The following is a 25,417-nucleotide window of genomic DNA, read 5'->3' on the forward strand; positions in this document are numbered from 1 at the left end:
GCGCTCGTGGGAACTCTGATCGCCCTGGAAGGGCTCGACGGCGCAGGCAAACGCACTCTTGTCGCGAAGGTCGTCGCCCGGCTCGAGCAGAAGGGTCTGCGGGTGGCGACGCTCGACTTCCCCCGCTACGGTGCTTCAATCCATGCCGATCTCGCTTCGGAGGCGCTCAAGGGGGCCCATGGTGATCTCAGCGAGTCGGTCTATGCGATGGCCGTGATGTTCGCGCTCGATCGGGCCGGTGCGGCCGGGCAGTTGAAGGAGCTCCTCGCGGCACACGACCTCGTGATCCTCGACCGTTACGTCGCCTCGAACGCGGCCTACGGCGCCGCCCGGCTGCACCAGCACGGCGACGGTGAGTTCGTTGCCTGGATCGAGGATCTCGAGTTCGGACGTCTCGGGCTTCCGCGCCCGGACCTGCAGATGCACCTCGACGTGCCGGTTGCGCTCGCGGGGGAGCGCGCACGGCAGCGCGAGGCCGGGGACAGCGTGCGCGCACTCGACGCCTACGAGAAGGACAGCGGACTGCAGGCTCGCACGGATGCTGTCTACCGCGAGTTGGCCGCTGCGGGCTGGTGCTCGCCATGGTGGACGATCGCTCCCGATACTGATCCGGGCGCTTTGGCGGCTAAACTGGCACACTTACAGCAACGGGACGACACGCCGCAGCAACATTAGGCGGCACTCCGCAGGAGTGAATGCTCCTTATTCGTGTTTCGCAGCCTCGAAGATGTAACGATAGGGATATGAAGCCAAGAATTCTGGTTGTCGACGATGACACAGCGCTCGCCGAGATGCTCACCATCGTGCTCCGCGGTGAGGGGTTTGAGCCTTACGTGGTGGGGGACGGCAGCCAGGCTTTGGCGGCTGTCCGGGAGACCCGGCCTGATCTAGTGCTCCTGGATCTCATGCTTCCGGGTATGAACGGCATCGACGTATGCCGTGTGCTTCGGGCCGAGTCGGGCGTCCCGATCGTCATGCTCACCGCGAAGACGGACACCGTGGATGTGGTTCTCGGTCTCGAATCCGGTGCGGACGACTACATCATGAAGCCGTTCAAGCCGAAGGAGCTCGTGGCTCGGGTACGCGCGCGTCTGCGCCGTACCGAGGAGGAGCCGGCCGAGGTCCTGAGCATCGGCGACATCATGATCGATGTCCCGGCCCACAAGGTGACGCGCGACAACGCGCTCATCTCGTTGACCCCGCTCGAGTTCGACCTGCTCGTCGCGCTCGCACGCAAGCCGCGGCAGGTGTTCACTCGTGAGGTCCTCCTCGAACAGGTCTGGGGATACCGGCATGCCGCCGATACCCGTCTGGTGAACGTCCACGTGCAGCGGCTGCGCGCGAAGGTCGAGAAGGATCCCGAGAATCCCGAAGTGGTGCTGACGGTCAGGGGGGTCGGCTACAAGGCCGGACCGCCGTGATCGGTGCCGGTCGGAACCGGCGGCGTGTCAACCGGGCATTCGCGTCGCTGATCCACTGGTGTCGAGCATGGGGAAACTGGCTTACTCACCTCTGGCGGCGGTCACTCCAGCTCAGGGTCGTCGTCTCGACCTTGTCGTTGTCATTGATCGTGATCACGATCCTCGGTGTCGTGCTCACGAGTCAGATCACCGATCGGCTGCTCGAGGCGAAGGTCACAGCCGCGACGGAGGAGATGGATCGGGCGCGCAGCACCGTCGAGGCGCAGCTCGCGGGTGCTGACGACAGTGGATCGCTGCAGTTGCGGCTCGATTCCGCTCGTCTGGCACTGACGAATCGCGAGCCCGAGGGTGGTCCGAGCTCAGGCTCCGCAGGTACCTTCGACCCGGTGCTCATCGTGCCGGGCGACGGACCCCGTGAACCCACCTACAGCGGGCCGTGGGACGAGGTCCCGACGAGCCTCCGCGACTTCGTCCGCGCGAACCAGATCAGTTATCAGTTCGCGACGGTGTCCGACCCGAACGGCTACTCGGGTCCCGCGCTGGTCATCGGCAGCCCTACGTCGTCGGACATATCCACGCTCGAGCTGTACCTGGTGTTCCCGCTGGCCAGTGAGGACCGCAGTCTCTCGCTCGTGCGTGGAACGATGTTGATCGGTGGTGCGGTCCTCGCTGTGCTGCTGGCCGCGATCTCTATGCTCGTGGCGCGGCAAGTGGTGCTCCCGATCCGGTCGGCGTCGCGCATCGCGGTGCGATTCGCCGACGGCCGGCTCAAGGAACGCATGCCGGTTCGCGGCGAGGACGACATGGCGCGGCTGGCGATGTCGTTCAACGAGATGGCCGAGAGTCTGTCGAAGCAGATCATGCAGCTCGAGGAATTCGGCAATCTGCAGAAGAGGTTCACCTCCGACGTGAGTCACGAGCTGAGGACACCACTGACGACCGTCCGCATGGCTGCGGATCTCATCCACGACAGCAGCGATGACCTCGACCCGCTCCTCAAGCGTTCGTCCGAGTTGCTGGTCACGGAGCTGGACCGGTTCGAGAGCCTGTTGGGAGACCTGCTCGAAATCTCGCGGCACGACGCCGGCGTCGCGGAACTCGCGGCCGAGCAGTTGGACGTGCGGATGTGTGCAGAGGCGGCGATCTCGACGGTTCGGCACTTGGCCAGGGAGACGTCGACCGAACTCATCGTCGATTTCCCCGACGATCCGGTGATCGCGGAGGTGGATCCGCGCCGCGTGGAACGCATCCTGCGCAACCTGCTGGCGAACGCGATCGACCATGGGGAGGGTAAGCCTGTATTGCTGAGGCTGCGGGCCGACGATGATGCCGTCGCCTTCACCGTGCGTGACCAGGGCATCGGCTTGCGTCCGGGGGAGGAGAAGTTGGTCTTCAACCGTTTCTGGCGGTCGGATCCTTCCCGCGTGCGTCGTTCGGGCGGCACGGGGCTGGGGCTGGCGATCAGCGTCGAGGACGCGAACCTGCACAACGGCACCCTGGAGGCCTGGGGCGAGCCCGGCCACGGCGCGTGCTTCCGGCTGACTCTTCCGCGTGTGCGCGGGCGCAAGGTCACCCACAGTCCGCTGCCACTCAAGCCGGGCAACGGGAAACCTGCGCAGGGCCAACAGCTGCCCGGAACGCGAGTAGGAGCAGAGATCCGGGCAGAGCGGGCAGAGGCAGAGAATGCCTCTCCCGAGGAGGCGCGTCCCGAGCAGGCAACCCCCGGCGGTGCGACCACGCCTGCCGTTGCCGAGCCTCCTGTACCGGATGTGCAATCCAGACTTCCCGAGGTATCGACAGTGGCTGTGCAACCCGACCCGGATCCGGACGAGTCCCCGACGGTCCCGAGGGTGCGGGAGCGGAAGTCGTGAGGGGGCGCCTTTCACGCTGGGCATACCTGCGCGTCGCGGGTGTGGCGCTCACGCTCGCCGTCCTTGCCTCTGGCTGTGCGAATCTCCCTGATTCGTCGGCGCCCCAGGCAATCGGCACAATTCAAAGGTCGCCACACAACACGAGCGTCGCCGCCCCAGCTCCAGGGCGAGAGCCGGACCTGTTGCTGCAGGACTTCATACAGGCCTCCGCGGACCCGGCAAACCGCCACCTCGCGGCCCGCCAGTACCTCACCAAGGAAATGTCGGCCAGATGGGACGATGCCGCGAGCGCGACGATCGTCGACAAGATCGACCTGATCACCGACTCGCGATCGGACGATCATGCGGTCTACACGGTCCGGGCCAACCGGGTTGGCGAACTCGAACCGGGCGGCGTGTACCGCGCGGTGCAGGGAAGGTACGAGGCCAAGTTCAGTTGGGTCAAGGTCGACGGTGAGTGGCGTATCGACGACCTGCCTGACGGCGTGATCATGGACCGCCCCGACTTCCTGAGTTCCTACCAACGTAATTCGCTCTACTTCCTCGAGCCGACGTCGCAGACCGTCGTTCCGGACCCACGCTGGGTTGCCTCGAGTCAGGACCAACGGGCGACCCAATTGATCGGCCTGCTCATCGACGGGCCCAAGTCGTCGCTGTCCGGGGCAGTGCGCAACGAACTCGGTTCCGAGGTGTCGGTGCTCGGCCCGATCACGAAGGCCGATGGCCAGCAGTCTCGGGTCGGTGTGGGGCTGGGTGGAATTCGCGTGGACTTCCAGGGTCTGGGTCAGATGAGCGTGGAGTCTCGGGAACTGCTTGCCGCGCAGGTGATCTGGACCCTGGCGAACGCGGATATCGCGGGGCCTTACGTACTGCTCGCCGACAGTCAACCACTCGACGAGCGCTACGCGAGTGGATGGACCACGGCGGACGTCGCCTCGCTCAATCCGCTGGCGACGGCGAGTGCGACCGTCGGGTTGCACGCACTGCACGGGGGCGGACTCATCAGCGTCGGTGACGCCGGCGTCACGCCGGTACCCGGATACTTCGGGGCGTCGGACAACCTCCGTTCGGCCACGATTTCGCCGGACGGGACGCTGGCTGCCGCGGTCGCCGAGACACGGCTGCCTGAGTCGGAGCCGCAGACGGCCTTCGTCGTGGGGACGTACGACGGAAACGTCGCGACGGCACTCGAAGCGCAAACGATCACTCGACCCACATGGGCGCTCGACGGCTCCACTGTGTGGGCTGTGGTGAACGACTCGACGGTTGTGCGAGTTGTCCGTGAGACCGGCACCGGCAAGCTCACGACGATCAACGTCGAGAGTGGCGCAATCTCGGAGTTGGGCGGGCCGATCACTGAGCTCCGGCTGTCCCGAGATGGCGTGCGGGCCGCACTGATCGTGGACGGCGATGTGTACGTCGCAACGGTGACACGCCCGGCGGACGGCGGGTACTCGCTGACCAACCCCCAAGCCATCGCGCACGGACTGGGCAGTCCCGCCGTATCGCTCGATTGGAGCACGGCGGACACGGTAGTCGTGGTCCGCGAGGGTTCGGAAGTTCCGGTCGTGCAGTTGGCCGTCGACGGGTCTCGGGTGGATCCGTTGCCTAGCCGGAATCTCACGTCGCCGGTTGTTGCGGTCGACGCCACGTCGACCACCGAGTACGTCGCCGACTCGCGTGCGGTCTTCGAGCTCAAGAAGAATGCCCCGGCGGGTGACCAGTACTGGCGTGAGGTGCCTGGACTGGCCGGTTCCAACGCGATTCCGGTGCTGCCAGGTTGATCCGGTCGCCGCGGTTGTCTGGGCCTTGTTTGTCGTGAGCCACGACTATCTGGGCCACGGCTGTCGGGGGCTGCGGGCACACTGACCGCGTGCGCGCTCTCCTCGACCTCGTCCTGCCCATCGAATGCGGGGGCTGCGGTAGGCCAGGTAGCGGTTGGTGCGACAGTTGTCGCCGCGCCCTGGCCGACGTCCCCGTCGAGGTATGTCCCCGGGTGGACCCCGGTGTTCCCGTATGGGCGCTCGGGCCGTATTCGGGGCCACGTCGTGGTGCGGTGATCGCGGCGAAGGAACGCGGCCGGCGGGATCTCGCGGACCCGTTGGGCCTCGCTCTGGCTCACGCGATCGAGGCCCTGCGTCGGTGGGGCGAACTCGCTTCGCCCCGGTCTGGGTCGCTGTTCCTCGTGCCGGCGCCTACGCGCCCCCGTGCCGCGCGGAGCCGCGGCGGCGACCCGGTTCTGCGGTCGGCCCGTGTCGCGGCTCATGCTCTCGGTGACGGCAGTCGCGTTGCGCCGATCTTGTCCATGCGCCGGGGTGTACGGGACTCTGTCGGGCTGTCCGCGACGCAGCGGCAAGAGAATCTGGCGGGCCGGATCAGGGCCTCAGCGCCGGCGCAGCCCCGCAACGGTGATGTGTCGCGTCTCGAGGTCGTCCTCGTCGACGATGTCGTCACGACCGGAGCGACAGCGGCGGAATCCGTTCGTACCCTCGCCTCCTCCGGATTGTGCGTCACAGGTGTGCTCGTCGTGGCCGCAGCGTGATCGGACATTCGCGGCAGGATCCGGCGGGACCTTCTGCCCTGCGAAGTAGGGCAATTGCGACAAATGTTTCGCACGACACACCGGTGAAGTAGGGCTGAACAGTGGCATACGGAGCAGTTACGTACTAGCGTCGTTCACACCCGAAGTCACAGGTGGGAGGTGATATTCCACATTCTGATGCCGGGTGGTCCCCCGCCCGGTCGAGATCGAACTCGCCGGTCTCACGAACTGAGCCGGCCATTAATCGGGAGGTACGAGTGACGACCCCTGCAAAGGCCTCGGTCTTCGTGGATGAGGACACTACAGAGGCTTCAGTTCCGTCGGGCGTCAGTAACGCCGAAATCGTCGTCAAAGGACGGAACGTGGAAGTTCCGGACCATTTCCGGGTCTACGTTTCCGAGAAGCTCGCACGACTCGAGCGTTTCGATCCCACCATCTTCCATTTCGACGTGGAGCTCCAGCACGAACGCAATCGCCGACAGGCCAAGAGCTGTCAGCGAGTCGAAATCACGGCTCGCGGCAAGGGGCCGGTCGTCCGAGCCGAAGCGAGCGCGGACAGCTTCTACGCGGCATTCGAATCCGTGACTGCCAAGCTGGAAAGCCGATTGCGTCGTACGAAGGATCGGCGCCGCGTCCACTACGGCGAGAAGACTCCCGTCTCCGTGGCGCAGGCGACAGCTACTCTCGCACAAGACGATTCGCTGGCGCTCGATCGGGAACACTCCCTGGACGGCGAGGCCCCGCCCGGTCCGGGGCAGATCGTTCGGACGAAGGTTCACCCGTCCGAGCCGATGACCGTCGACGACGCGCTCTACGAGATGGAACTGGTTGGACACGACTTCTATCTCTTCCACGACAAGGAGACCGACCGGCCTTCGGTCGTGTACCGCCGCCACGCGTTCGACTACGGGTTGATTCGCCTGGCGTGACATCGCGGACCGTCGGTCTACTCGCTTGACCGCGATTGCGCATAACATGGGATCCGGCAGGGGTCATCCGACCTCGGCCGGATTCTGCTGTCAAGTACCCGACAGCGGATCCTGACATCGGATTGAGGACAAAGAGGACTGTGCCGTCACTGTCGCTATCGAAGCTGCTCCGTGTTGGTGAAGGTCGCATGGTGAAGCGGCTGAAGAACATCGCCGACCATGTCTCCTCCCTCTCTCCCGAGGTCGAGAAACTGTCCGACGAGCAGTTGCGGGCAAAGACCGACGAGTTCAAGAAGCGCTTCGCCGACGGCGAGTCGCTGGACGAGATGCTGCCTGAAGCATTCGCGGTGGCCCGCGAAGCATCCAGTCGCGTCCTGACCCAGCGCCACTTCGACGTACAGGTGATGGGTGGTGCGGCGCTGCACTTCGGCAACGTCGCCGAGATGAAGACCGGTGAGGGCAAGACGCTGACCTGCGTCCTCCCGGCGTACCTCAACGCGATTTCCGGTGCCGGGGTGCACGTGGTCACCGTCAACGATTACCTCGCCCGACGTGACGCGGAGTGGATGGGTCGTGTCCACCGCTTCCTCGGGCTCGAGGTCGACGTGATCTTGTCCGGTATGACGCCCGCGCAACGGGCCAAGGCGTACGCGGCCGACATCACCTACGGCACGAACAACGAGTTCGGCTTCGATTACCTCCGCGACAACATGACCCACACCCTCGACGATGTGGTGCAACGTGGCCACAATTTCGCCGTCGTCGACGAGGTCGACTCGATTCTCATCGACGAGGCCCGTACCCCGTTGATCATCTCGGGTCCGGCCGATGCGTCCAGCAAGTGGTACGGCGAGTTCGCACGCATCGCGCCGTTGCTGAAGCGGGACGTCCACTACGAGGTGGACATCAAGAAGCGCACGATCGGCGTGCACGAGGCCGGTGTCGAGCTGGTCGAAGACCAGCTCGGGATCGACAATCTGTACGAGGCCGCGAACTCGCCGCTGGTGAGCTATCTGAACAACGCCATCAAGGCGAAGGAGCTCTACCAGCGCGACAAGGACTACATCGTCCGCGACGGTGAGGTCATCATCGTCGACGAGTTCACCGGACGCATCCTTGCCGGCCGCCGCTACAACGAGGGCATGCACCAGGCGATCGAGGCCAAGGAAAAGGTCGAGATCAAGGCCGAGAACCAGACCCTGGCGACGATTACGCTGCAGAACTACTTCCGTCTGTACGACAAGTTGTCGGGCATGACCGGTACGGCCGAGACCGAGGCCGCCGAGCTGCACCAGACATACGGACTGGGCGTGATCCCGATCCCGACGAACCGTCCGCTGATCCGCGCCGACAACGGCGACTTGATCTACAAGACAGAAGAGGCCAAGTTCAACGCGGTCGTCGACGATGTCGTCGAGAGGCACGGGAAGGGTCAGCCAGTTCTGATCGGCACCACGAGCGTGGAACGCTCGGAGTACCTGTCGAAGCAGTTCACCAAGCGCGGCGTCGCGCACAACGTGCTCAACGCGAAGTTCCACGAGCAGGAGGCGACCATCATCGCCGAGGCCGGCCGCTCCGGTGCCGTTACCGTTGCGACCAACATGGCTGGCCGTGGCACTGACATCGTGCTGGGCGGCAACCCGGACATCATCGCGGACATTGCGCTGCGTAAACAGGGTCTCGATCCTGTGCACAACCCGGAGGACTACGAGGCGGCCTGGGAGGACGTCCTCGAGAAGGTCAACCTGGAAGTCAAGGAGGATGCCGAGAGGGTCCGCGAGGCGGGCGGTCTGTACGTGCTCGGCACCGAGCGCCACGAGTCCCGCCGCATCGACAACCAGCTGCGTGGTCGTTCCGGTCGTCAGGGTGATCCGGGCGAGTCCAGGTTCTACCTGTCGCTCGGTGACGAGTTGATGCGGCGCTTCAACGGTGCCGCACTCGAGTCGATCATGACGCGCCTGAACCTGCCCGACGACGTCCCGATCGAGGCCAAGATGGTCTCGAAGGCGATCAAGAGCGCGCAGACCCAGGTGGAGCAGCAGAACTTCGAGATCCGAAAGAACGTCCTCAAGTACGACGAGGTGATGAACCAGCAGCGCACGGTCATCTACGCCGAACGCCACCGCATCCTCGAGGGCGAGGACCTCGAAGGCCAGGTGGAGTCGATGATCACCGACGTGATCACCGCCTACGTGGATGGCGCGACTGCCGAGGGCTATGTCGAGGATTGGGACCTCGAGCAGTTGTGGACGGCGCTCCAGACGCTCTACCCGGTCGGTATCGACCACAAGGAACTCGTCGGTTCCGCCGAGGCCGGTGAGTCCGACCTCGACCGCGAAGGACTTCTCGAGGCGCTGCTGCAGGATGCGCGCGACGCGTACGCCAGGCGGGAACAGCAGATCAACGAGGTCGCCGGCGAGGGGGCCATGCGTGAACTCGAGCGTCGTGTGCTGCTGTCGGTACTGGACCGCAAGTGGCGCGAGCACCTTTACGAGATGGACTACCTCAAGGAGGGCATCGGACTACGCGCGATGGCGCAGCGTGATCCGTTGGTCGAGTACCAGCGCGAGGGCTACGACATGTTCACCGGGATGCTCGACGGCCTCAAGGAGGAATCTGTCGGTTTCCTGTTCAACCTGCAGGTCGAGGCCGGCACCCCGCAGGCTGGCACCCCGCAGGCCAGCGGCGCTCAGGTGAGCGTGAACGCGGCGTCGGCTGCAGCCACGGCGGCCGGCGGGCCGGCGCTCGGCGGTCAGCGGCCGGCGGAGCCCGCTCGCCCGCAGCCCCAGCCGCAGGCCCAGCCCCAGCCGCAGGCCCAGCCCCAGCCGCAGGCCCAGCCCCAGCCGCAGGCCCAGCCCCAGCCGCAGCCACCGCGGGCTCCGGTCGCACTCCGGGCCAAAGGTCTCGACGAACAGAGGCCGCGTGGGTTGACGCTGTCGGGTCCGGCGGAGGATGGCAGCGCTCAGGTCAGCAGAGTTGCCGGTGACCGAGTTGCCGGTGACGCAGATGTCCCGGCGGGCACTCGCCGCGAGCGCCGGGAGGCTGCCCGGGCGGAGGCCAAGTCCAAGCGCCCGCCGAAGTCCAAGCGTAAGCACTGAGGCCCAAGCGCTAGCGCTGAGGCCCAGCCCATCGACGGCCCGGACCAACAACCCGGCCCGAGCGCCTCGTCCGGACGTCGGTCAGGCGATCCGCAGCGACGTGAGCGCCCATCCGGGTAAACGTGCGCCATTGCCGCGTTCTATACGCGCGGCAATGGCGAACACCCGATGTCCACGTGTGTAGGTCCCGAACACCTCGGCCGCATCGGACCGGACCGGCCGGACTCGGACACGCTCCAGGGTCGCTGTCCCCAGACGATTCCCGGCGTGCCCGGACCGGGCAATGGACTGGACGACGTCGACCACGGCCGGCGCGGCGACCGCGCGAAGTTGGGCCGGTACCCGTCGCCGGTCCATCACCTCGAGCGTCAGGCGCAGGGCCAGCTCGGCGAAGCGTCGCGCCTCGGGCGTGACCTTTTCGTCGTGCAGTGCGGAGTCGTCGTGCACCGCGGATCGCTGTGGCGACCGGCCGCTGTGCGGGGATCGCCGCGACGTCGACGAGATCGGAGTCGAAGGTACGTGGCGCGGTACGGCAGCAGGGATGGCGTTCGCTGGTGGCTCGAATTGTGGTGCTCGGGAAAGGAATCGGTGCCCTGCGTTCATTCTGTGCCTCTCCGGTGCCGCGGTCACCGGTATGACGGCGGGCGGCACGCATCGTTGACGTGTACCGGCGGTTGCCCGACGGTACCTGCGGGTCGAGTCCGCGGAGAGGACGGAATCTGGCGCTCAGCATGACACGTTCGTTCGTCGAAAGCGAGAGTGCGCACCCGGTCCGGGGCGACAAGTCTCGTCATTACGGGCGGTGAGTCCTAGGGTGATGACGTGCGCGGATTGGTGCTGGACTTCGGTGGGGTCCTCGATGGACCGGGTGCGGATACCGGGCTCATGGCAGGCGTTGTCGCCGATGCGCGCCGGCGCGGTGTACGGACCGCGATCCTGAGCAACGATCCTGGCGGACCGGGCGCGCAGGCACTGCGAGATCTCGCGGGGGCGTTCGTCGACGACGTCGTGTTGTCCGGCGATGTCGGGATGGCGAAGCCGGATCCACGGATCTACGCATTGGCGGCCGCGCGGCTCCGACTCGACCCGGGCGATTGTGTGTTCGTGGATGATCTGGTGGTCAACGTGCGTGCAGCCGCGGCCGCGGGCATGGTGGGTGTACACCACATCGATCCGTCGACTGCCGTGGAAGAGATTACGATTCTTCTTGATTCGGGCATACGTTCCGATTCGGATGACGGCGGCGCAAAGGGCAGGGGGCATTGATGGCGAGGGCGACCAGGCTGACGGCGCAGGACGCGTCGTTCTACTTTCTCGATGAGAGCAACACCCCGATGCACCTGGGTTCGCTCGCGATCCTGCAGTTGCCGAAGTCCGGACTCGACTTCGAAGCCGTGTTGCGCCTCATCGAAAGCCGGTTGCACCTGGTACCCCGCTACCGGCAAAAGGTACGCGAGGTCGCGTTCGGTTTCTCCCGGCCGGTTTGGGTCGACGACCCTGACTTCGACATCACATACCACGTGCGACGGTCGGCGGTGCCGTCGCCGGGTAGCGACGACCAGTTGCATGATCTGGTGGCGTGGTTGACTTCTCGGCCGCTGGACACCACTCGACCGCTGTGGGAGATGTACGTCATCGAAGGGCTGGCTGGGAACCGGTGCGCGCTTTACACCAAGTCGCACTCGGCGCTGGTGGATGGCGAGCAGGCGCTCGAGATCAGCCAGGTGATCCTCGACGAGGACGAAGTCCCGCCGCCTCTGACGGACGACCTGTGGATACCCGAGCCGGCGCCGGGGGAGTCGGCCCTCGTCGCGGCGGCGCTCGCGCATGTGGTGTCCCAGCCCCGGGAGGGGGTCGAAACGTTGCGAATGACTTTGCGCGACATGACATCGGTGGTCGATGGGACGACAGAGGCGCTCGGCAAGTTGGTCGCTGTGATGCGCACGGCCACGCAGTCGGCGCCCTCGAGCCCACTGAACACGCCCATCTCGCGGAGTCGGCGGTTCGCGGTCGCTCGATCGGAACTCGAGCGCTACCGCAAGGTCCGGGCCCGCTACGAGTGCTCGATCAACGACGTTGTCCTCACCGTGGTGACGGGTGCGCTGCGGACGTGGCTCCTCTCACGCGGCGAACCGGTATCGGAAGCGACGACACTACGAGCAATGGTGCCCGTGTCGATCTGTGAGGCCCGTCCCGGCACGAAGGGCACGAGCGTGGTCGACGTCTGCGGGGTCGGCGAGGCCGGTCGACCCCACGGACGGACGTCGTCGTTCCTGGTAGACCTTCCTGTGGGCGAACCGAATCCGGTGGTGCGACTATCGCACGTCGCCCACGCGACGGAGGCGTTCGAGCGACAGAGTCAGCAAGTGACGGCACGGACGATGATCCGGCTGTCGGGGTTCGCGCCGGCATCGTTGCACGCGCGCGGCGCCCGGGTCGCGAGCAGCCTGTCGCAGCGCATGTTCAACCTGATGGTCACCAATGCACCCGGCCCGCAGATCCCGCTGTATCTGGCGGGGATGCGGATGGTCGAGATGTATCCGCTGTCCCCGCTCCTGAAGAATCAGACGCTCAGCATCGGTTTGACGTCCTACGACGGGTACGTCCACTACGGTTTGAATGCCGATCGCGAAGCCATGCCCGACGTGGACGTGGTCGCCGCGTCGTTGCAGGAGTCTCTCGAGGAGTTGGTGGATGTCAGTGGGTGAGCGGTCGTTGTCCCGGTGCGGGACGGTCGTGGCCGGAGGTCGGGCGTGAGGGTCTACATTCCCGCGACCATCGCGATGCTCCGGCAACTGGTGGCCGATCGCGAGTTGTCCCCGGTGAGCCGGACCGCCTTCGCGGTGACCCCGGCGCTGCGGGAGGCGTACAACTCCGGAGACGACGATGAACTCTCCGAGGTCGCGATGGCCGAGGCCGCGCGTGCCTCGCTGCGACTGATCGGCGCGGGTGCTCTCGGGGACGCGGGTGACGGCACCAAGCCGCTGTATCGACGTGCTGTGATCGCCGCGGACGTCGAGAGCGCGAACCCTCGGCCGGACCTCGACGACGCGGTGGTCCGACTCGGTGATGTCGTCACGCTCTCCCAGGTCGCGTCGGTGCACGTCGATCTGGCCGAGGCAGAAGCCGACGTCGAGAATGCCGTCGGAGTGGTCGACGCAGCCGATCTGGGCGACGAGGACGCGGAATTCGTGCTCGGTGACGCGGAGGACCATGAACTCGCCTGGTACGCCACGCAGGAGCTGCCGTTCCTGCTCGAGTTGCTTTGATTCGCGGAGGCGATTCCTCACCAAATTCGGCGGAGGCGAATCCTCACGGAGAATCCTCGCCAAGCTCGGCCTCGGCGAATCCTCACCGAGGCTCACTACCTGAACGTAACTTACGCAACCGTAGCTAGATGCCCTACGCTGGCCATAGCTCGAAGCGAGATGGAGGTCGGATGGGACTCAAGAGCTGGATCGAGACGCCGGCGGTGAAGGGCGCGGGCTCGAACCGGTCCACCGTGGCGAACCTGGTGCGTGGCGCTGTCACCCGGTTGACGACGCCGCTGCTCCCCGACGACTACTTGCAGCTGGTGAATCCGCTCTGGTCCGCTCGCGAGTTGCGCGGACGAATCGTGGAAGTCCGCCCTGAGACCGCCGACTCGGCGACTTTGGTGATCAAGCCGGGGTGGGGCTTCGACTTCGATTACCAGCCCGGTCAGTACGTCGGCATCGGTATCCACGTCAACGGGCGGTGGCACTGGCGCTCGTACTCGCTCACGTCGGCTCCGAACGTCGACCACAAGTTGATCTCGATCACAGTCAAGGCGATGCCCGAGGGCTTCCTGTCGAGCCACCTGGTGACGGGTGTGCCGTCGGGCACCATCGTGCGGTTGGCGGCTCCGACCGGCAACTTTGCGCTCCCCGAGCCGCCGCCCGAGAAGATTCTCTTCCTCACCGCGGGAAGCGGCATCACCCCGGTGATGTCGATGCTGCGGACGATGAACCGGCGCGGCGAGCTGCCCGACGTCGTTCACGTCCATTCGGCGCCCACGGAGGAGGCGGTGATGTTCGCCGAGGAGCTCGCTGCCCTTAGTGAGTCGCAGACGTCATTCCAGCGTCATGCCCAGCACACCCGTTCGCAGGGCCAGTTCGCACTGTCGTCCCTCGACGAGGTCTGTCCGGACTGGCGCGAGCGGCAGACGTGGGCCTGCGGTCCGCTGGCGATGCTCGACGAGATCGAGAAGACCTGGGACCGCGAGGGCATCGCTTCACGGCTACACCTCGAACGCTTCGCCGTCTCGCGGGCCGATCTGTCCGGGGAGGGTGGCACGGTGACGTTCGCGAAGTCCGGCAAGCAAGCGGAAGCCGACGGTGCGACGACGCTCCTCGAGGTGGGGGAGAAGGTCGGTGTCCAGATGCCGTTCGGGTGCCGCATGGGCATCTGTCAGACCTGTGTGGTGCCGCTGGCCTCCGGTCATGCCGTCGACCTGCGCAATGGCAAGGAACACAGCGAGGGCGAACGCATCCAGACCTGTATCTCTGCTGCTGCGGGCGACTGCACCCTCGAGGTCTAGCGGTGCCCCTGAAGCCGTGGGCTTCCCGGGCGCTGCCGCTGTGAGTGCAGTGCGATCCGAATCCGGCTGATCGTCGGGTGTGATCTCGGTATCCGTCCGGCTGCCGAGTGCTCATGTTGCCGTATCGTTGCGCGCACCGCCTTGCGTCGCTGACTGACGCGGTTGAGCTGATCTACCCAACGGAGGACGCCTCGGTGGCCATCACCGACATCAAAGAGTTCGCCCACCTTACCGACGTCGACATCGAGGCCCTCGGACACGAACTGGACACCATTCGACGCGAAGTCGAGGAGTCCCGTGGCGTCCGCGACGCGCGCTACATCCGTCGTGTCATCCGGCTGCAGCGCTCGCTCGAGCTGGGCGCCCGGACCATCCTGATCGGCAGCCGCAAGCGCCCGCTGTGGATCCTCGGCGCCGGCATGCTCGGCGTCGCGAAGATCATCGAGAACATGGAACTCGGCCACAACGTCAGCCACGGCCAATGGGACTGGATGAACGATCCGGAGATCCACTCCACGACATGGGAGTGGGACATGACCGGATTGTCCGAGCACTGGAAGCGCGCCCACAACTACTCGCACCACACCTACACCAACATCGTCGGAATGGACGACGACGTGGGATTCGGAATCCTGAGGATGACGCGCGACGAGAAGTGGCGTCCGATCAACCTGCTGCAACCGATCGCGAACGTCGTGCTCGCCGCGGGCTTCGAGTGGGGTATCGCCCTGCACGACCTCAAGGCACAAAAGCTCCTCGAGGGCGTCGATCGCTACCAGCTGAACACCGGGCCGAACCGGCAGTTCGCGATCAAGATCGCGCGACAGCTCGGCAAGGACTTCGTCCTGTTCCCGGCGTTGACGGGGCCGGCGTGGAAGCACACGCTCGCCGCAAACGCGACGGCGAACCTCGTGCGCAACCTGTGGACATACGCGGTGATCTTCTGCGGCCACTTCCCAGATGGTGCGGAGAAGTTCACGATCGAGCAGTTCGAGAACGAAACCCGGGCCCAGTGGTATCTGCGTCAGATGCTCGGCAGCGCCAACATAGACGCGGGCCCGGTGATGGCATTCATGACCGGCAACCTCAGCTACCAGATCGAGCACCACCTGTTCCCGGACCTGCCATCGAATCGGTATGCCGAGATCGCGGCCAAGGTGCGGGCGCTGTGCGAGAGGTACGACCTGCCCTACACGACCGGTCCGCTCGGCCGCCAATACCTGCTCGCGCTCCGCACGATTCACAAGCTGGCCCTCCCGGACTGGCTCCTGAAGCGGACCTCGGACGATGCTCCTGAGACGTCATCGGAGCACAAGTTCCGGTCGACGGGATCGCGGATCGCGGAGGCACTTCGGATCGACGCCGAGACCGGGCGCCGCCGGGGCCTGCTGTCGGCATTGCGGGCCCACGCCGAGGTTCAGGTCGCCAGGCGCCGGCCGAAACGCCGTCGGCAGACTAAGGTGACCTACCTCACAGTTGCCAACACCTAACCTACGGTGACGTAACTTACGGTAAGTTTAGGCGCGTGGCGATAACGGACATCAAGGAGTATGCGCACCTGACGGATGCCGACGTCGAGGCGCTCGGACGCGAACTCGACGCCATTCGTCGGGAGGTGGAGGATTCGCGCGGTGAGCGCGACGCGCGCTATATCCGCAACACGATCCGGCTGCAGCGCAGCCTCGAGGTCGGTGGGCGGGCCGTGCTGTTCGGTAGCCGCAAGCGTCCGCTGTGGATCCTCGGCGCCGGCATGCTCGGCGTCGCGAAGATCATCGAGAACATGGAACTCGGGCACAACGTGATGCACGGGCAGTGGGACTGGATGAACGATCCTGAGATCCACTCGGCTCATTGGGAGTGGGACAACGCAGATCCCTCGGAGCACTGGAAGCAGACGCACAACTACCTGCACCACAAATACACGAACATCCTGGGCATGGATGACGACGTGGGATACGGTCTGATCCGGGTCACCCGCGACCAGAAGTGGAGGCCGTTCAACTACGGCAATCTCGTCTACAACGCACTGCTGGCGTCGATGTTCCAGTACGGCGTCGCCATCCAGCACCTGGAGTTGGGCAAGGTCGCCGTGGGTCGGGACGATCGCGCCGAGACCAAGGTCAGGTTGCGTCAGGTCGGGCAGAAGATCGGCAAGCAGATCGCCAAGGACTACGTGGTGTACCCGGCGCTGACCGGCAAGGCGTGGAAGTCCACGTTGACCGCGAACCTGACCGCCAACGTCATCCGCAACTTGTGGACCAACGCGGTCATCTTCTGTGGCCACTTCCCGGACGGTGCCGAGAAGTTCACGAAGGCGGACGTCGACAAGGAATCGCACGCCGAGTGGTACCTGCGCCAGATGCTCGGCAGTGCCAACATCAGCGGCGGCCCGCTCACGCACTTCATGACCGGCAACCTGAGCCATCAGATCGAGCACCACATCTACCCGGATCTCCCGTCGAATCGGTACGCCGAGATCGCGGTCAAGGTGCGGGCGTTGTGTGAGAAGTACGACTTGCCGTACACGACCGGCCCGCTGTACCTGCAGTACCTCAAGGCGTGGCGCACCATCGCGAAGCTGTCGTTGCCGAACAAGTACCTCATCGACACCACGGACGACGCACCGGAGACGGCGTCCGAGCGCAAGTTCGACGGCGACACAACCGCGACGGTCGACCCCGCTACAGGTCGGCGCCAGGGCTTGCTGTCGGCGCTCAAGAGGTCGAAGAAGCGCCGCGGCTTGCGGGCGCTGCTGTCGTCGCGTTAGCCGTCCCCTCTACGGGTTGCCACCCGGTTGGGTGTCGAGAGAGCCCCTGGTCGGACTACCGGCCGGGGGCTCGTCGCGTTCACGGCGAGAGGCGTTGCAATTCACAGCCGTACCCGATTCCCTCACGGTCCGCCGCCGCGAGTGCGACAGTGATACCGGCAGCGGCTGGTCGACATCGTGGTGCCGGACGCACTGGATCGACAGAAGGGTGACGCACGACCATGGCAGGACGACCCACCGACACCGTGACCGTGACCCCGGACCCGTTCGCCCCGGCAACTCTGGGACCGGTTCGACTCCGCAACCGCATCATCAAGGCCGCCACGTCGGAGGGGCGGTCCCCGGAGGGGCTCGTCACGGACGACCTCATCGACTTCCATCTCGGCTTCGTGCGTGGCGGCGTGGGGATGACCACGGTCGCGTACTGCTGTGTCGCCCCGGAAGGAGCGAGCGCACCAGGGCAGATACTGATGAGCCGCAAGGCGCTACCGGGTCTGCGCCGGCTGACCGACGCGGTCCATGACGCGGGCGGTGCCGTCGCAGCCCAGCTCGGCCACGCCGGTGTGGTGGCGTCGAAGAAGACCACCGGCGTGACTGCGATGTCGCCGAGCCGTGTGATCAACCCGTCGTCGCTCGAATACTGCCGGGAAATCAGCCCAACTGAGATCCGCCGCGTGATCGACCAGTTCGGTGAGGCCGCGCAGATCGCAGTCGAGGCGGGTTTCGACGCGGTGGAACTGCACTTCGGTCACCTCTACCTGCCGAGCTCGTTCCTGAGTCCACTTCTCAACCGCCGCAAGGACGAATACGGCGGCACCATCGACAACCGGTCTCGCCTGGTGCGGGAGATCGCGCAGCGGGTCCGAGAGGTCGTCGGTGGACGGATCGCGGTCACCGCCAAGATCAGCATGGACGACGGGATCCGGGGGAGCATCTGGCTCTCCGAGTCCCTGCGGACCGTGCAGTTGCTCGACCGGGACCGCAACCTCGACGCCATCGAACTGACCCAGGGGTCGTCGTTCTTCAAGCCGATGTACCTCTTCCGTGGTGACGTACCCGTCGACGAGTTCGCGGCGTTACTGAAGGAGCCGCTCAAGACTGGGGTCCGGTTGTTCGGCAAGCGGGCGCTGGGTTGTTACCCGTACGAGGACCTGTACATGCTCGAATCCGCCCGCCAGTTCGTTCCGGTCGTCGCCAACACGCAGCTGATCCTGTTGGGCGGCATCAACAACTACGACCACATCATGGCTGGTATGCGGGAGCGCTTCGGGTTCGTCGCAATGGGCCGCGCGCTGCTGCGCGAGCCGGATCTGGTGAACCGGATCGAGGCCGACCACACCGTCTCCAGCCGCTGCAACCACAACAACAAGTGCATGACCACGGTGTTTGGACGCACCCACTGTGTTCTCGATCCGGACAGCCGGCACGGCGCAGTCGGGTCCGCGCAGTCGACCCCGTTCACCGCGGACCGGTCGAAGGAACTACCGATCGCACCCACGTGATCCTGCGCGTCGTCAACCTGCCTTCCCTGCGATCGGCACGTTGACGAAGCTGGGACTCGTCGGGTTGATCAGCAGATCTTGCGGCTTCAGGCTGGCTTCATTCGCAGGTCGTCGAATGTCAACTCCTGGTTGATCACCGCGCCGACGTTGAGTCCGTCCGCGACCGCTCGCGCGATGAAGTGCATCCCCGATTGAGATGTGCTGCGGCGGGCTATGTCTCCGGCCGCATACACGCCGGGGACAGAGGTCTGTCCGAGTTCGGTGACCTCGATGGCATCGTCGTCGAGTCGGACGCAGCAGAGCTCATCGGCGATGTCGCTTGCGTACTCGACCGGCGGGTGCACCACGACGGCATCGGCGGGTATTGATCGGCCGTCCACCAGCTCGACTGCAGTGCATGCACCCCCGGACGCAATGATCTTTGCAGGCTCACCGTGAACGACCTCCACGCCGGCCTTGCCGAGGAGTTCCATGTGCGGGCCATGGTCACCCGCGGCGGCCGTCGCGATCAGGGTGACGGCCGGTGACCATTGGGTGAGCAGTTCGGCGTGGAAATAATCGAGCGGTGACAGTCCCAGCATCACCAGTTGGCTGTCCCGCACCTCCCAACCGTGGCAGTACGGGCAGGCGAAAACCCCTCGTCCCCAGTTTTCGGCGAACCCGGGGATACCGAGAAGGACATCCGCGACGCCCTGAGCGATGACCACTCGACGTGACTCGATGTGCGCTGAAGCACCAACGGTCTCGATCACAAACGCCCCTGACGCACCCGATGCCGACACTGCCCGTCGATCGAAACGTGTGACTGATGGATATTGCGCAAGTTCGGTATGGGCCGCCGTTCGTAGCGCTTCGGGGGATGCACCGTCCCTGGTCAGAAAACCTTGCGAGTGCTCGGCGTAGCGATTGCGGCCGGCCGAGGTGTCGAGCAAGGCCACCGCACGGCCGGTTCGGCCCAAAGTCAGTGCGCAGCTCAACCCGGCAGGGCCGGCGCCGACGATGGTTACGTCGAAGGTCATTGTCTACTCCTGGTCTGTTTCAGAGAATTTCAGTGCAGAGGGGACGGAAACAGCTCGGAGTGCCCGACTGCTGCGGAGGACTCGAGTGGGCCAGAGCGACATCCTCTTCGTAGAAGAGGGCGCTGACAGGTTCGGTAGCTCCACACCCCCCGTCGCGACCTAGCAGAAACCGCCCGGCAGGCTCCCCGCGTTCTTGGACACTAAGCTCTCGACATCACAAATGTCAATATCATTGATTATCAATCAAAAAGAGCAATACTGACATCGGCGCGCTGGCCGGACCTCCACATAAAAGTCAATAGTTCTTACAATCAAATCTATGGATGAACGATCGGCCTCGTCTCCACGGATGGCGATGGATGAGGCATTCCTGATGAGCACCCAGCTCAGCGAGTTGATGGAGAGGGGAGTGAAGGCATTGGGGCTCACCTCGCTCAGAGCAAGGATGCTCCACGCCATCCTGCAACTAGGGCCGATGCGGCAACGGCAGATCAGCGATGTCCTGGGCTGCAGCACGCAGCAGGTTGCCGCAGTTCTGGACGTCCTGAGCGATAGGGGACTGATCGAGAGACGACCCGATCCGAACGATCGGCGCGCGCATCTGGTCACCTTGACCGAGACGGGTGGCGCACTTGCAGACCAATTGGAGTCCCATCGCGCGGCGGTGGCCGAGTGGCTATTGAAGGATCTTCCACCTGAGAAGCTCGATGCCTTCATGCTTGTCGCTCAGGAGATCCGTCGACGGGCTGTGGCACCGCCCTCGATGTAGTTCGGTGCCGTTCGGCAACTGGAGGGGGTTCGCCGCACCCTGACGCTCGTTGCCCTACCAGATAGTCGGCCTACGTCCAGGGCTCGTTCGACATCAGTGCGACGAGCAGTCGACGTACCGCCTCGACACGGCCGGCGGACTCGCCGGTGAGTTTGTCCAAGGCGCATTCGGGATCGGCGGGTGGACCCAGGTGCGTGCATCCGCGGGGACAGTCCTCGGCGGCTTCGGCCAAGTCGATGAACGCGTCGACGACGTCCTCGGGGGAGATGTGCGCAAGTCCGAACGACCGGATACCCGGGGTGTCGACCACCCAACCGCCACCGGGCAGTGCCAACGCGACCGACTGTGTCGACGTGTGCCGTCCCTTGCCGACACCGGACACGACGCCTGTGGCCCGATCCGCCTCGGGAACAAGCCGATTGACCATCGTCGACTTGCCGACACCGGAGTGGCCGATGAGAGCGGTCACCCGTCCGGCGAGCATCTCGGTCACCGGTTCGATCGGGTCGTCGCGACCGGCGACCACGACGGGAATGTCGAGGTCGGCAAACGTCGCGGCGAACTCGTCGGGCGTTGCCAGGTCACTCTTTGTCAGGCACAGGATCGGATCCAGCCCACCGACGTAGGCGGCGACGAGCGCGCGCTCGACGAAGCCGGTGCGCGGCGGCGGGTCGGCCAGCGCCACGACGATCAGCAACTGCTGCGCGTTCGCGACAACGACCCGCTCGTACGGATCGGTGTCGTCGGCGGTGCGGCGCAGGACGGTGGCACGGTCGGTCACACGCACGATTCGCGCCAGGGTGTCCGGCCTGCCCGACAGATCGCCGACGACGTCGACCTTGTCACCCACCACGATGGGTGTGCGCCCGAGCTCCCGCGCCCGCATCGCGACGACAAGTCGGGCCGGGTCCCCGCCCAGCACGCAGCCCCACCGGCCGCGGTCCACCGAGACCACCATCGCCTCCTCGGCGTCGGCGTGGTCGGGTCGATTCTTGGTTCGCGGCCGCGACCCCTTACCCGGACGGATCCGGACGTCGGACTCGTCGTACTGCCGCCGCCTCAGGACAGTGCCCCCGGCTCGGTGGACGCGGATTCGACGGACCCTGACTCGTCCAGCATTGCGGCCCAAAGCTTCTCGAACCCCGGCAGCGTCTTCGCGGTGGTGCCTACGTCCTCGACGTCGACGTCGCCGACGGCCAGTCCCAGTATCGCGCCGGCCGTGGCCATGCGGTGGTCGGCGTACGAGTGCCACCGGCCGCCGTGCAGCGGACGCGGTTCGACGTGCAGGCCGTCATCGGTCTCGGTGACGGAACCGCCGAGCTTGTTGATCTCCGTCGCCAGCGCCGCCAGCCGATCGGTCTCGTGGCCGCGCAGGTGCGCGATGCCGCGCAGCACCGACGGGCCCTCGGCGAGAGCCGCCAGCGCCGCAACGGTCGGGGTCAGCTCGCCGATGTCGTGCAGGTCGACGTCGATGCCGCGCAACGCTGCCGGCCCGCTCACCACCAGAGCATCGCCTTCGCGGCGGACCTGTGCGCCCATCTCGGAGAGGATGCCGCGGATCGCGTCACCGGCCTGCGTCGTGCGGGCCGGCCAGAGCGGCACTTGGATGGTGCCGCCGGTCACCGCCGCCGCGGCGAGGAACGGCGTCGCATTCGACAAATCGGGCTCGACCACCCAGTCCACCGGGTCGACCTTGCCCGGCAACACCTTCCACGTGTCAGCGATTCCGCTCTCGTCGGGTGTCAGGACGGACACCCCTGCCGTTCGCAGCATGTCGACGGTCATGTCGATGTGCGGCATGGACGGCAGCGACGCTCCGTCGTGGTGGACGGTGACGCCCTTGTCGAACCGGGCCGCGGACAGCAGGAGGCCGGAGACGAATTGCGACGAGCCGGACGCGTCGATCGTGACGGTCCCGCCGCGCAGCCCGGCGTGACCGTGGACGGTGAACGGGAGTGCGTCGCCGTCGATGTCCGCGCCGAGCCCACGCAGGGCTTCGAGGATCGTGCCCAGCGGACGGGTGCGCGCCTGCTCGTCCCCGTCGACCGCGACGGTGCCGTCGGCGAGCGCGGCCACTGGAGGTAGGAAGCGCATCACGGTGCCGGCGAGGCCACAGTCGATCGACCCTCCGGTCATCGGGCCCGGTACGACGTGCAGCGTGGTACCGGTCGCCGCGTCCGGTGCCGCGGTGATCGAGATGCCCAGTGCGCGCAAGCCCTGGATCATCAGGTCGGTGTCTCGGCTGCGCAGCGCGCCGGTGATTGTGGACGGGCCCGAGGCGAGTGCCGCGAGGATGAGAGCCCGGTTGGTGATCGACTTCGATCCGGGCAGCGTCACGGACGCGTTCACAGGGGCTACGGCACGGGGCGCTCTCCACAGATTCTCACGGCTCACCCGTCCATCTTCGCCTATGGATGGGCGGTGCGTGGCAATCGTGCCAGCATGGAGGGTGTGGGGAGGGCGCGACCAGTAGGTCGGGGCTGTGAGTGGACCGCGGAAGGGAGTGCGGCAGAGATGTGCGGCAGGTATGCGACGACCGCGGATCCCGCGACGCTCGCTGTGGAATTGGACGCGGTTAACGAGACCGGGGAGTCGGGCGGGCCCGATTCGGCCGACTACAACGTCGCACCCACGACGCCGGTGCTCACCGTGGTCGCGCGCCACGACCACGGCGATCCCGCCAGCCCTGTACGCCGCCGGATACGACGTATGCGGTGGGGGCTCGTTCCGTCGTACGCGACCGAGCCGGGCAAGGGCGCACCGCTGTTCAACGCCCGGTCCGAGACCGTCGCCACCAAGGCGGCGTTCAAGACGTCGCTGCGGTTCAAGCGTTGCCTGGTCCCGATGGACGGCTGGTACGAGTGGCAGACCGAGCCCACGGCCGGCAGTAAGGCTGCCAAGGCCGTCAAGGTGCCCTATTACATGTCCCGGGGTGACGGGCAGCGGATGTTCATGGCCGGCCTGTGGTCGGTGTGGCACGATCCCGAGGCTCCGACGTCTCCGCCGCTGCTGAGCACCACGATCCTCACCACCGACGCCGTGGACCAGCTAGCGAACGTTCACGACCGGATGCCGCTGATCCTGCCGCCGGATCGCTGGGACGCCTGGCTCGACCCGGACAGCGTCGGCCACCCCGACCTGATCCGCCCGAGCCTCGAATCCGCCGCCGAGGTCGAGGTTCGGCGCGTGTCGCGCAAGGTGAACAGCGTCCGCAACAACGGACCCGACCTGCTCGCGCCGGACACCGGTGAACAGGCGGGGGAGCAGATCAGCCTGTTGTGACCGCCGACCGGGACGCGAGGCCCGCAACGTCCGCAACCAGCTCGAGAGAGCGCATCCAGGCCGAGCGATCTGTGGCCGAGGACGCGACCATCAACTCGTCGGCGCCGGTCTGCGAGGCGAAGTCGGCCAGGTAGTCGCGGACGGCTGTCGGGGTGCCGACCGCCGTGTAGTGCACCATCGCGAGGATCTGTCGACCGGCGGGCGAATCGAGGATCAGGTCCGCCTCCTCCGGGGAGAACTGCCGGCCGCCGCCGACGAACACATCCACCCGCCGACGCTTCGTTTCGAGGAAGTGATGCTGCGCCTCCTCCTCGGTGTCGGCGGCGATCACGTTGACCGCTGCGATCACGTACGGCTCGGCGAGTTGCGCCGACGGCCGGAACTCGCGGCGGTAGAGCGCGATCGCGTCGTGCAGCGCGGCCGGAGCGAAGTGCGAGGCGAACGCGTACGGCAGGCCCAGCGCAGCGGCCAGTTGGGCGCCGAACAGTGAGGATCCGAGGATGTAGAGCGGAACGTTCGTGCCCTTACCGGGGGTCGCCTCGACGCCCGGCAGGCGGGACGGGCCCGTCAGGTAGCCCTGCAGCTCGAGGACGTCCTGGGGAAACGAATCCGCCGAACTCGGGTCGCTGCGCAGTGCCCGCATGGTCTGCTGATCGGTGCCCGGCGCGCGGCCCAGCCCCAAGTCGATCCGACCGGGGTGCAGTTCGGCCAGCGTGCCGAACTGCTCGGCGATCGTCAGCGGCGCGTGGTTGGGCAGCATGATGCCACCCGCACCCAGCCGGATTCTCTCGGTGTGCGCGGCGATGTGCGCGATCAGCACGCTCGTCGCCGATGACGCGATCACGGGCATGTTGTGGTGCTCCGCGTACCAGATGCGGTGGTAGCCCCACCGTTCTGCGTTCCGCGCCATCTGCACGCTGGCCGCGAGGCTGGAACTCGCGGTCTCGCCCCTCCCGATGTAGGCGAGGTCGAGGATCGAGATGGGAAGGGACAGCGAAGGCACGCGGGACACTCTCTTTCGTTCGTCGAAGCTTGTTCTCCGTGGGTCAACGGCATCCCCGTTTGGCTAATTCCGCGAGCACCTACTTTGCACCTGGCCGGCGGACGTGACGCGCGGTTCAACCGGTGCTGACGTCCGCGACGACCGCACCCGCCAGCTGCACCAGATCCTGCGGCGCCAACTCGATCTCGAGGCCTCGGCGTCCGGCGCTGCACAGCACCCGGTCCCACGTCAGGGCGGACGCGTCGATGACCGTCGGCAACCGCTTGCGCTGGCCCAACGGTGAGATCCCGCCGAGCACGTACCCAGTCGACCGTTCGGCGTCGGACTGTTCGGCCATCACCGCCTTGCTTGCACCCAACGCGGCGGCGGCCGCTTTGAGTGACAGCTTCGAGGGCACCGGCAGCACCGCGACAGCGAGCTTGCCCGAGTCAGTCTTGATCACGAGTGTCTTGAAGATCTGCGCCGACGCGACTCCGAGACGGTCGGCTAGCGAATCGACGGCCTCGTCGCCGTACGACCCCACCCGCGAATCATGGTCGTAGTTGTGGATCCGGTGCGACACCTTCTCCTTGGCGAGCAGCTTCGTTGCGGGCGTCGAGGTTCCGGCCATGACGACAACGCTAGCCACCCGGCGCCGATTTCTGGTGCTGAGTCTG

The 25,417-nt window shown here is 66.0% G+C and carries 22 protein-coding genes; 16 read left to right on the forward strand and 6 right to left on the reverse strand.

Annotation, left to right across the window (positions count from 1 at the left end):
- Positions 1 to 6: 6 nt before the first annotated feature.
- The 7 genes from EF834_RS05820 to secA all read left to right on the forward strand — a co-directional run bounded on the left by EF834_RS05820 (position 7) and on the right by secA (position 9,861).
- Complete coding sequence (locus EF834_RS05820) at positions 7 to 675, forward strand: dTMP kinase (RefSeq protein ID WP_127946283.1); 669 nt, start codon at positions 7 to 9, stop codon at positions 673 to 675.
- A gap of 68 nt (positions 676 to 743) precedes the next feature.
- Positions 744 to 1,421, forward strand: coding sequence for an MtrAB system response regulator MtrA (gene mtrA / locus EF834_RS05825; protein WP_127946284.1), 678 nt, complete (start codon positions 744 to 746; stop codon positions 1,419 to 1,421).
- Positions 1,418 to 3,292, forward strand: coding sequence for an MtrAB system histidine kinase MtrB (mtrB, locus tag EF834_RS05830; protein WP_127946285.1), 1,875 nt, complete (start codon positions 1,418 to 1,420; stop codon positions 3,290 to 3,292). The genes mtrA and mtrB overlap by 4 nt, the downstream gene beginning before the upstream one ends.
- Positions 3,293 to 3,318: 26 nt before the next feature.
- Complete coding sequence (gene lpqB, locus EF834_RS05835) at positions 3,319 to 5,076, forward strand: MtrAB system accessory lipoprotein LpqB (protein ID WP_127946703.1); 1,758 nt, start codon at positions 3,319 to 3,321, stop codon at positions 5,074 to 5,076.
- A gap of 89 nt (positions 5,077 to 5,165) precedes the next feature.
- The gene (locus EF834_RS05840) at positions 5,166 to 5,834 is read left to right on the forward strand and encodes a ComF family protein (RefSeq protein WP_127946286.1); all 669 of its coding nucleotides are present in this window, start codon (positions 5,166 to 5,168) and stop codon (positions 5,832 to 5,834) included.
- 257 nt (positions 5,835 to 6,091) lie between these two features.
- Positions 6,092 to 6,763, forward strand: a complete 672-nt coding sequence (gene hpf / locus EF834_RS05845; protein WP_127946287.1) for a ribosome hibernation-promoting factor, HPF/YfiA family — start codon at positions 6,092 to 6,094, stop codon at positions 6,761 to 6,763.
- 188 nt (positions 6,764 to 6,951) lie between these two features.
- Positions 6,952 to 9,861: a preprotein translocase subunit SecA gene (secA, locus tag EF834_RS05850; RefSeq protein WP_235871016.1), complete on the forward strand. Its 2,910-nt coding sequence runs from the start codon at positions 6,952 to 6,954 to the stop codon at positions 9,859 to 9,861.
- A gap of 81 nt (positions 9,862 to 9,942) precedes the next feature.
- Here secA and EF834_RS05855 read toward each other — a convergent pair whose 3' ends face one another.
- Positions 9,943 to 10,308 (reverse strand): Rv3235 family protein, encoded by a 366-nt coding sequence (locus tag EF834_RS05855; RefSeq protein ID WP_235871017.1) that lies wholly within the window; start codon positions 10,306 to 10,308, stop codon positions 9,943 to 9,945.
- A gap of 375 nt (positions 10,309 to 10,683) precedes the next feature.
- On the opposite strand from EF834_RS05855, the gene EF834_RS05860 reads away from it, so the two are divergent.
- From EF834_RS05860 to EF834_RS05890, 7 genes are all read left to right on the forward strand, one after another.
- A complete protein-coding gene (locus EF834_RS05860; RefSeq protein ID WP_127946290.1) occupies positions 10,684 to 11,127 on the forward strand; it encodes an HAD-IA family hydrolase in 444 nt (147 codons plus the stop codon).
- Positions 11,127 to 12,569 (forward strand): WS/DGAT/MGAT family O-acyltransferase, encoded by a 1,443-nt coding sequence (locus EF834_RS05865; RefSeq protein ID WP_127946291.1) that lies wholly within the window; start codon positions 11,127 to 11,129, stop codon positions 12,567 to 12,569. Before EF834_RS05860 ends, EF834_RS05865 begins: the two co-directional genes overlap by 1 nt.
- Positions 12,570 to 12,614: 45 nt before the next feature.
- Positions 12,615 to 13,130: a DUF6912 family protein gene (locus EF834_RS05870; protein WP_127946292.1), complete on the forward strand. Its 516-nt coding sequence runs from the start codon at positions 12,615 to 12,617 to the stop codon at positions 13,128 to 13,130.
- Between the two features lie 170 nt (positions 13,131 to 13,300).
- Positions 13,301 to 14,419, forward strand: coding sequence for a ferredoxin reductase (locus tag EF834_RS05875; RefSeq protein WP_127946293.1), 1,119 nt, complete (start codon positions 13,301 to 13,303; stop codon positions 14,417 to 14,419).
- A gap of 194 nt (positions 14,420 to 14,613) precedes the next feature.
- The gene (locus EF834_RS05880; RefSeq protein WP_127946294.1) at positions 14,614 to 15,909 is read left to right on the forward strand and encodes a fatty acid desaturase family protein; all 1,296 of its coding nucleotides are present in this window, start codon (positions 14,614 to 14,616) and stop codon (positions 15,907 to 15,909) included.
- Between the two features lie 35 nt (positions 15,910 to 15,944).
- Positions 15,945 to 17,186 (forward strand): fatty acid desaturase family protein, encoded by a 1,242-nt coding sequence (locus tag EF834_RS05885; RefSeq protein WP_127946295.1) that lies wholly within the window; start codon positions 15,945 to 15,947, stop codon positions 17,184 to 17,186.
- Positions 17,187 to 17,407: 221 nt separating this feature from the next.
- Complete coding sequence (locus EF834_RS05890) at positions 17,408 to 18,688, forward strand: NADH:flavin oxidoreductase (protein ID WP_127946296.1); 1,281 nt, start codon at positions 17,408 to 17,410, stop codon at positions 18,686 to 18,688.
- Between the two features lie 86 nt (positions 18,689 to 18,774).
- On the opposite strand, the gene EF834_RS05895 is transcribed toward EF834_RS05890, so the two are convergent.
- Positions 18,775 to 19,707, reverse strand: a complete 933-nt coding sequence (locus EF834_RS05895; protein ID WP_127946297.1) for an NAD(P)/FAD-dependent oxidoreductase — start codon at positions 19,705 to 19,707, stop codon at positions 18,775 to 18,777.
- Positions 19,708 to 20,026: 319 nt separating this feature from the next.
- On the opposite strand from EF834_RS05895, the gene EF834_RS05900 reads away from it, so the two are divergent.
- Positions 20,027 to 20,476: a MarR family winged helix-turn-helix transcriptional regulator gene (locus tag EF834_RS05900; RefSeq protein WP_127946298.1), complete on the forward strand. Its 450-nt coding sequence runs from the start codon at positions 20,027 to 20,029 to the stop codon at positions 20,474 to 20,476.
- A gap of 70 nt (positions 20,477 to 20,546) precedes the next feature.
- Here EF834_RS05900 and rsgA read toward each other — a convergent pair whose 3' ends face one another.
- Complete coding sequence (rsgA, locus tag EF834_RS05905; RefSeq protein ID WP_408014473.1) at positions 20,547 to 21,605, reverse strand: ribosome small subunit-dependent GTPase A; 1,059 nt, start codon at positions 21,603 to 21,605, stop codon at positions 20,547 to 20,549.
- Complete coding sequence (gene aroA / locus EF834_RS05910; protein WP_127946299.1) at positions 21,536 to 22,870, reverse strand: 3-phosphoshikimate 1-carboxyvinyltransferase; 1,335 nt, start codon at positions 22,868 to 22,870, stop codon at positions 21,536 to 21,538. Before aroA ends, rsgA begins: the two co-directional genes overlap by 70 nt.
- 120 nt (positions 22,871 to 22,990) lie before the next feature.
- Here aroA and EF834_RS05915 point away from each other — a divergent pair, with 120 nt between their 5' ends.
- Positions 22,991 to 23,758: an SOS response-associated peptidase gene (locus EF834_RS05915; RefSeq protein WP_127946300.1), complete on the forward strand. Its 768-nt coding sequence runs from the start codon at positions 22,991 to 22,993 to the stop codon at positions 23,756 to 23,758.
- Here the strand turns inward: EF834_RS05915 and EF834_RS05920 are convergent.
- A complete protein-coding gene (locus EF834_RS05920; RefSeq protein ID WP_127946705.1) occupies positions 23,745 to 24,752 on the reverse strand; it encodes an LLM class flavin-dependent oxidoreductase in 1,008 nt (335 codons plus the stop codon). The genes EF834_RS05915 and EF834_RS05920 overlap by 14 nt on opposite strands.
- 124 nt (positions 24,753 to 24,876) lie before the next feature.
- Positions 24,877 to 25,371 (reverse strand): Cys-tRNA(Pro) deacylase, encoded by a 495-nt coding sequence (gene ybaK / locus EF834_RS05925; protein WP_127946706.1) that lies wholly within the window; start codon positions 25,369 to 25,371, stop codon positions 24,877 to 24,879.
- Positions 25,372 to 25,417: the final 46 nt, after the last annotated feature.

Source organism: Rhodococcus spongiicola, assembly GCF_004011835.1.
GTDB classification, from domain to species: Bacteria; Actinomycetota; Actinomycetes; order Mycobacteriales; family Mycobacteriaceae; genus Prescottella; species Prescottella spongiicola.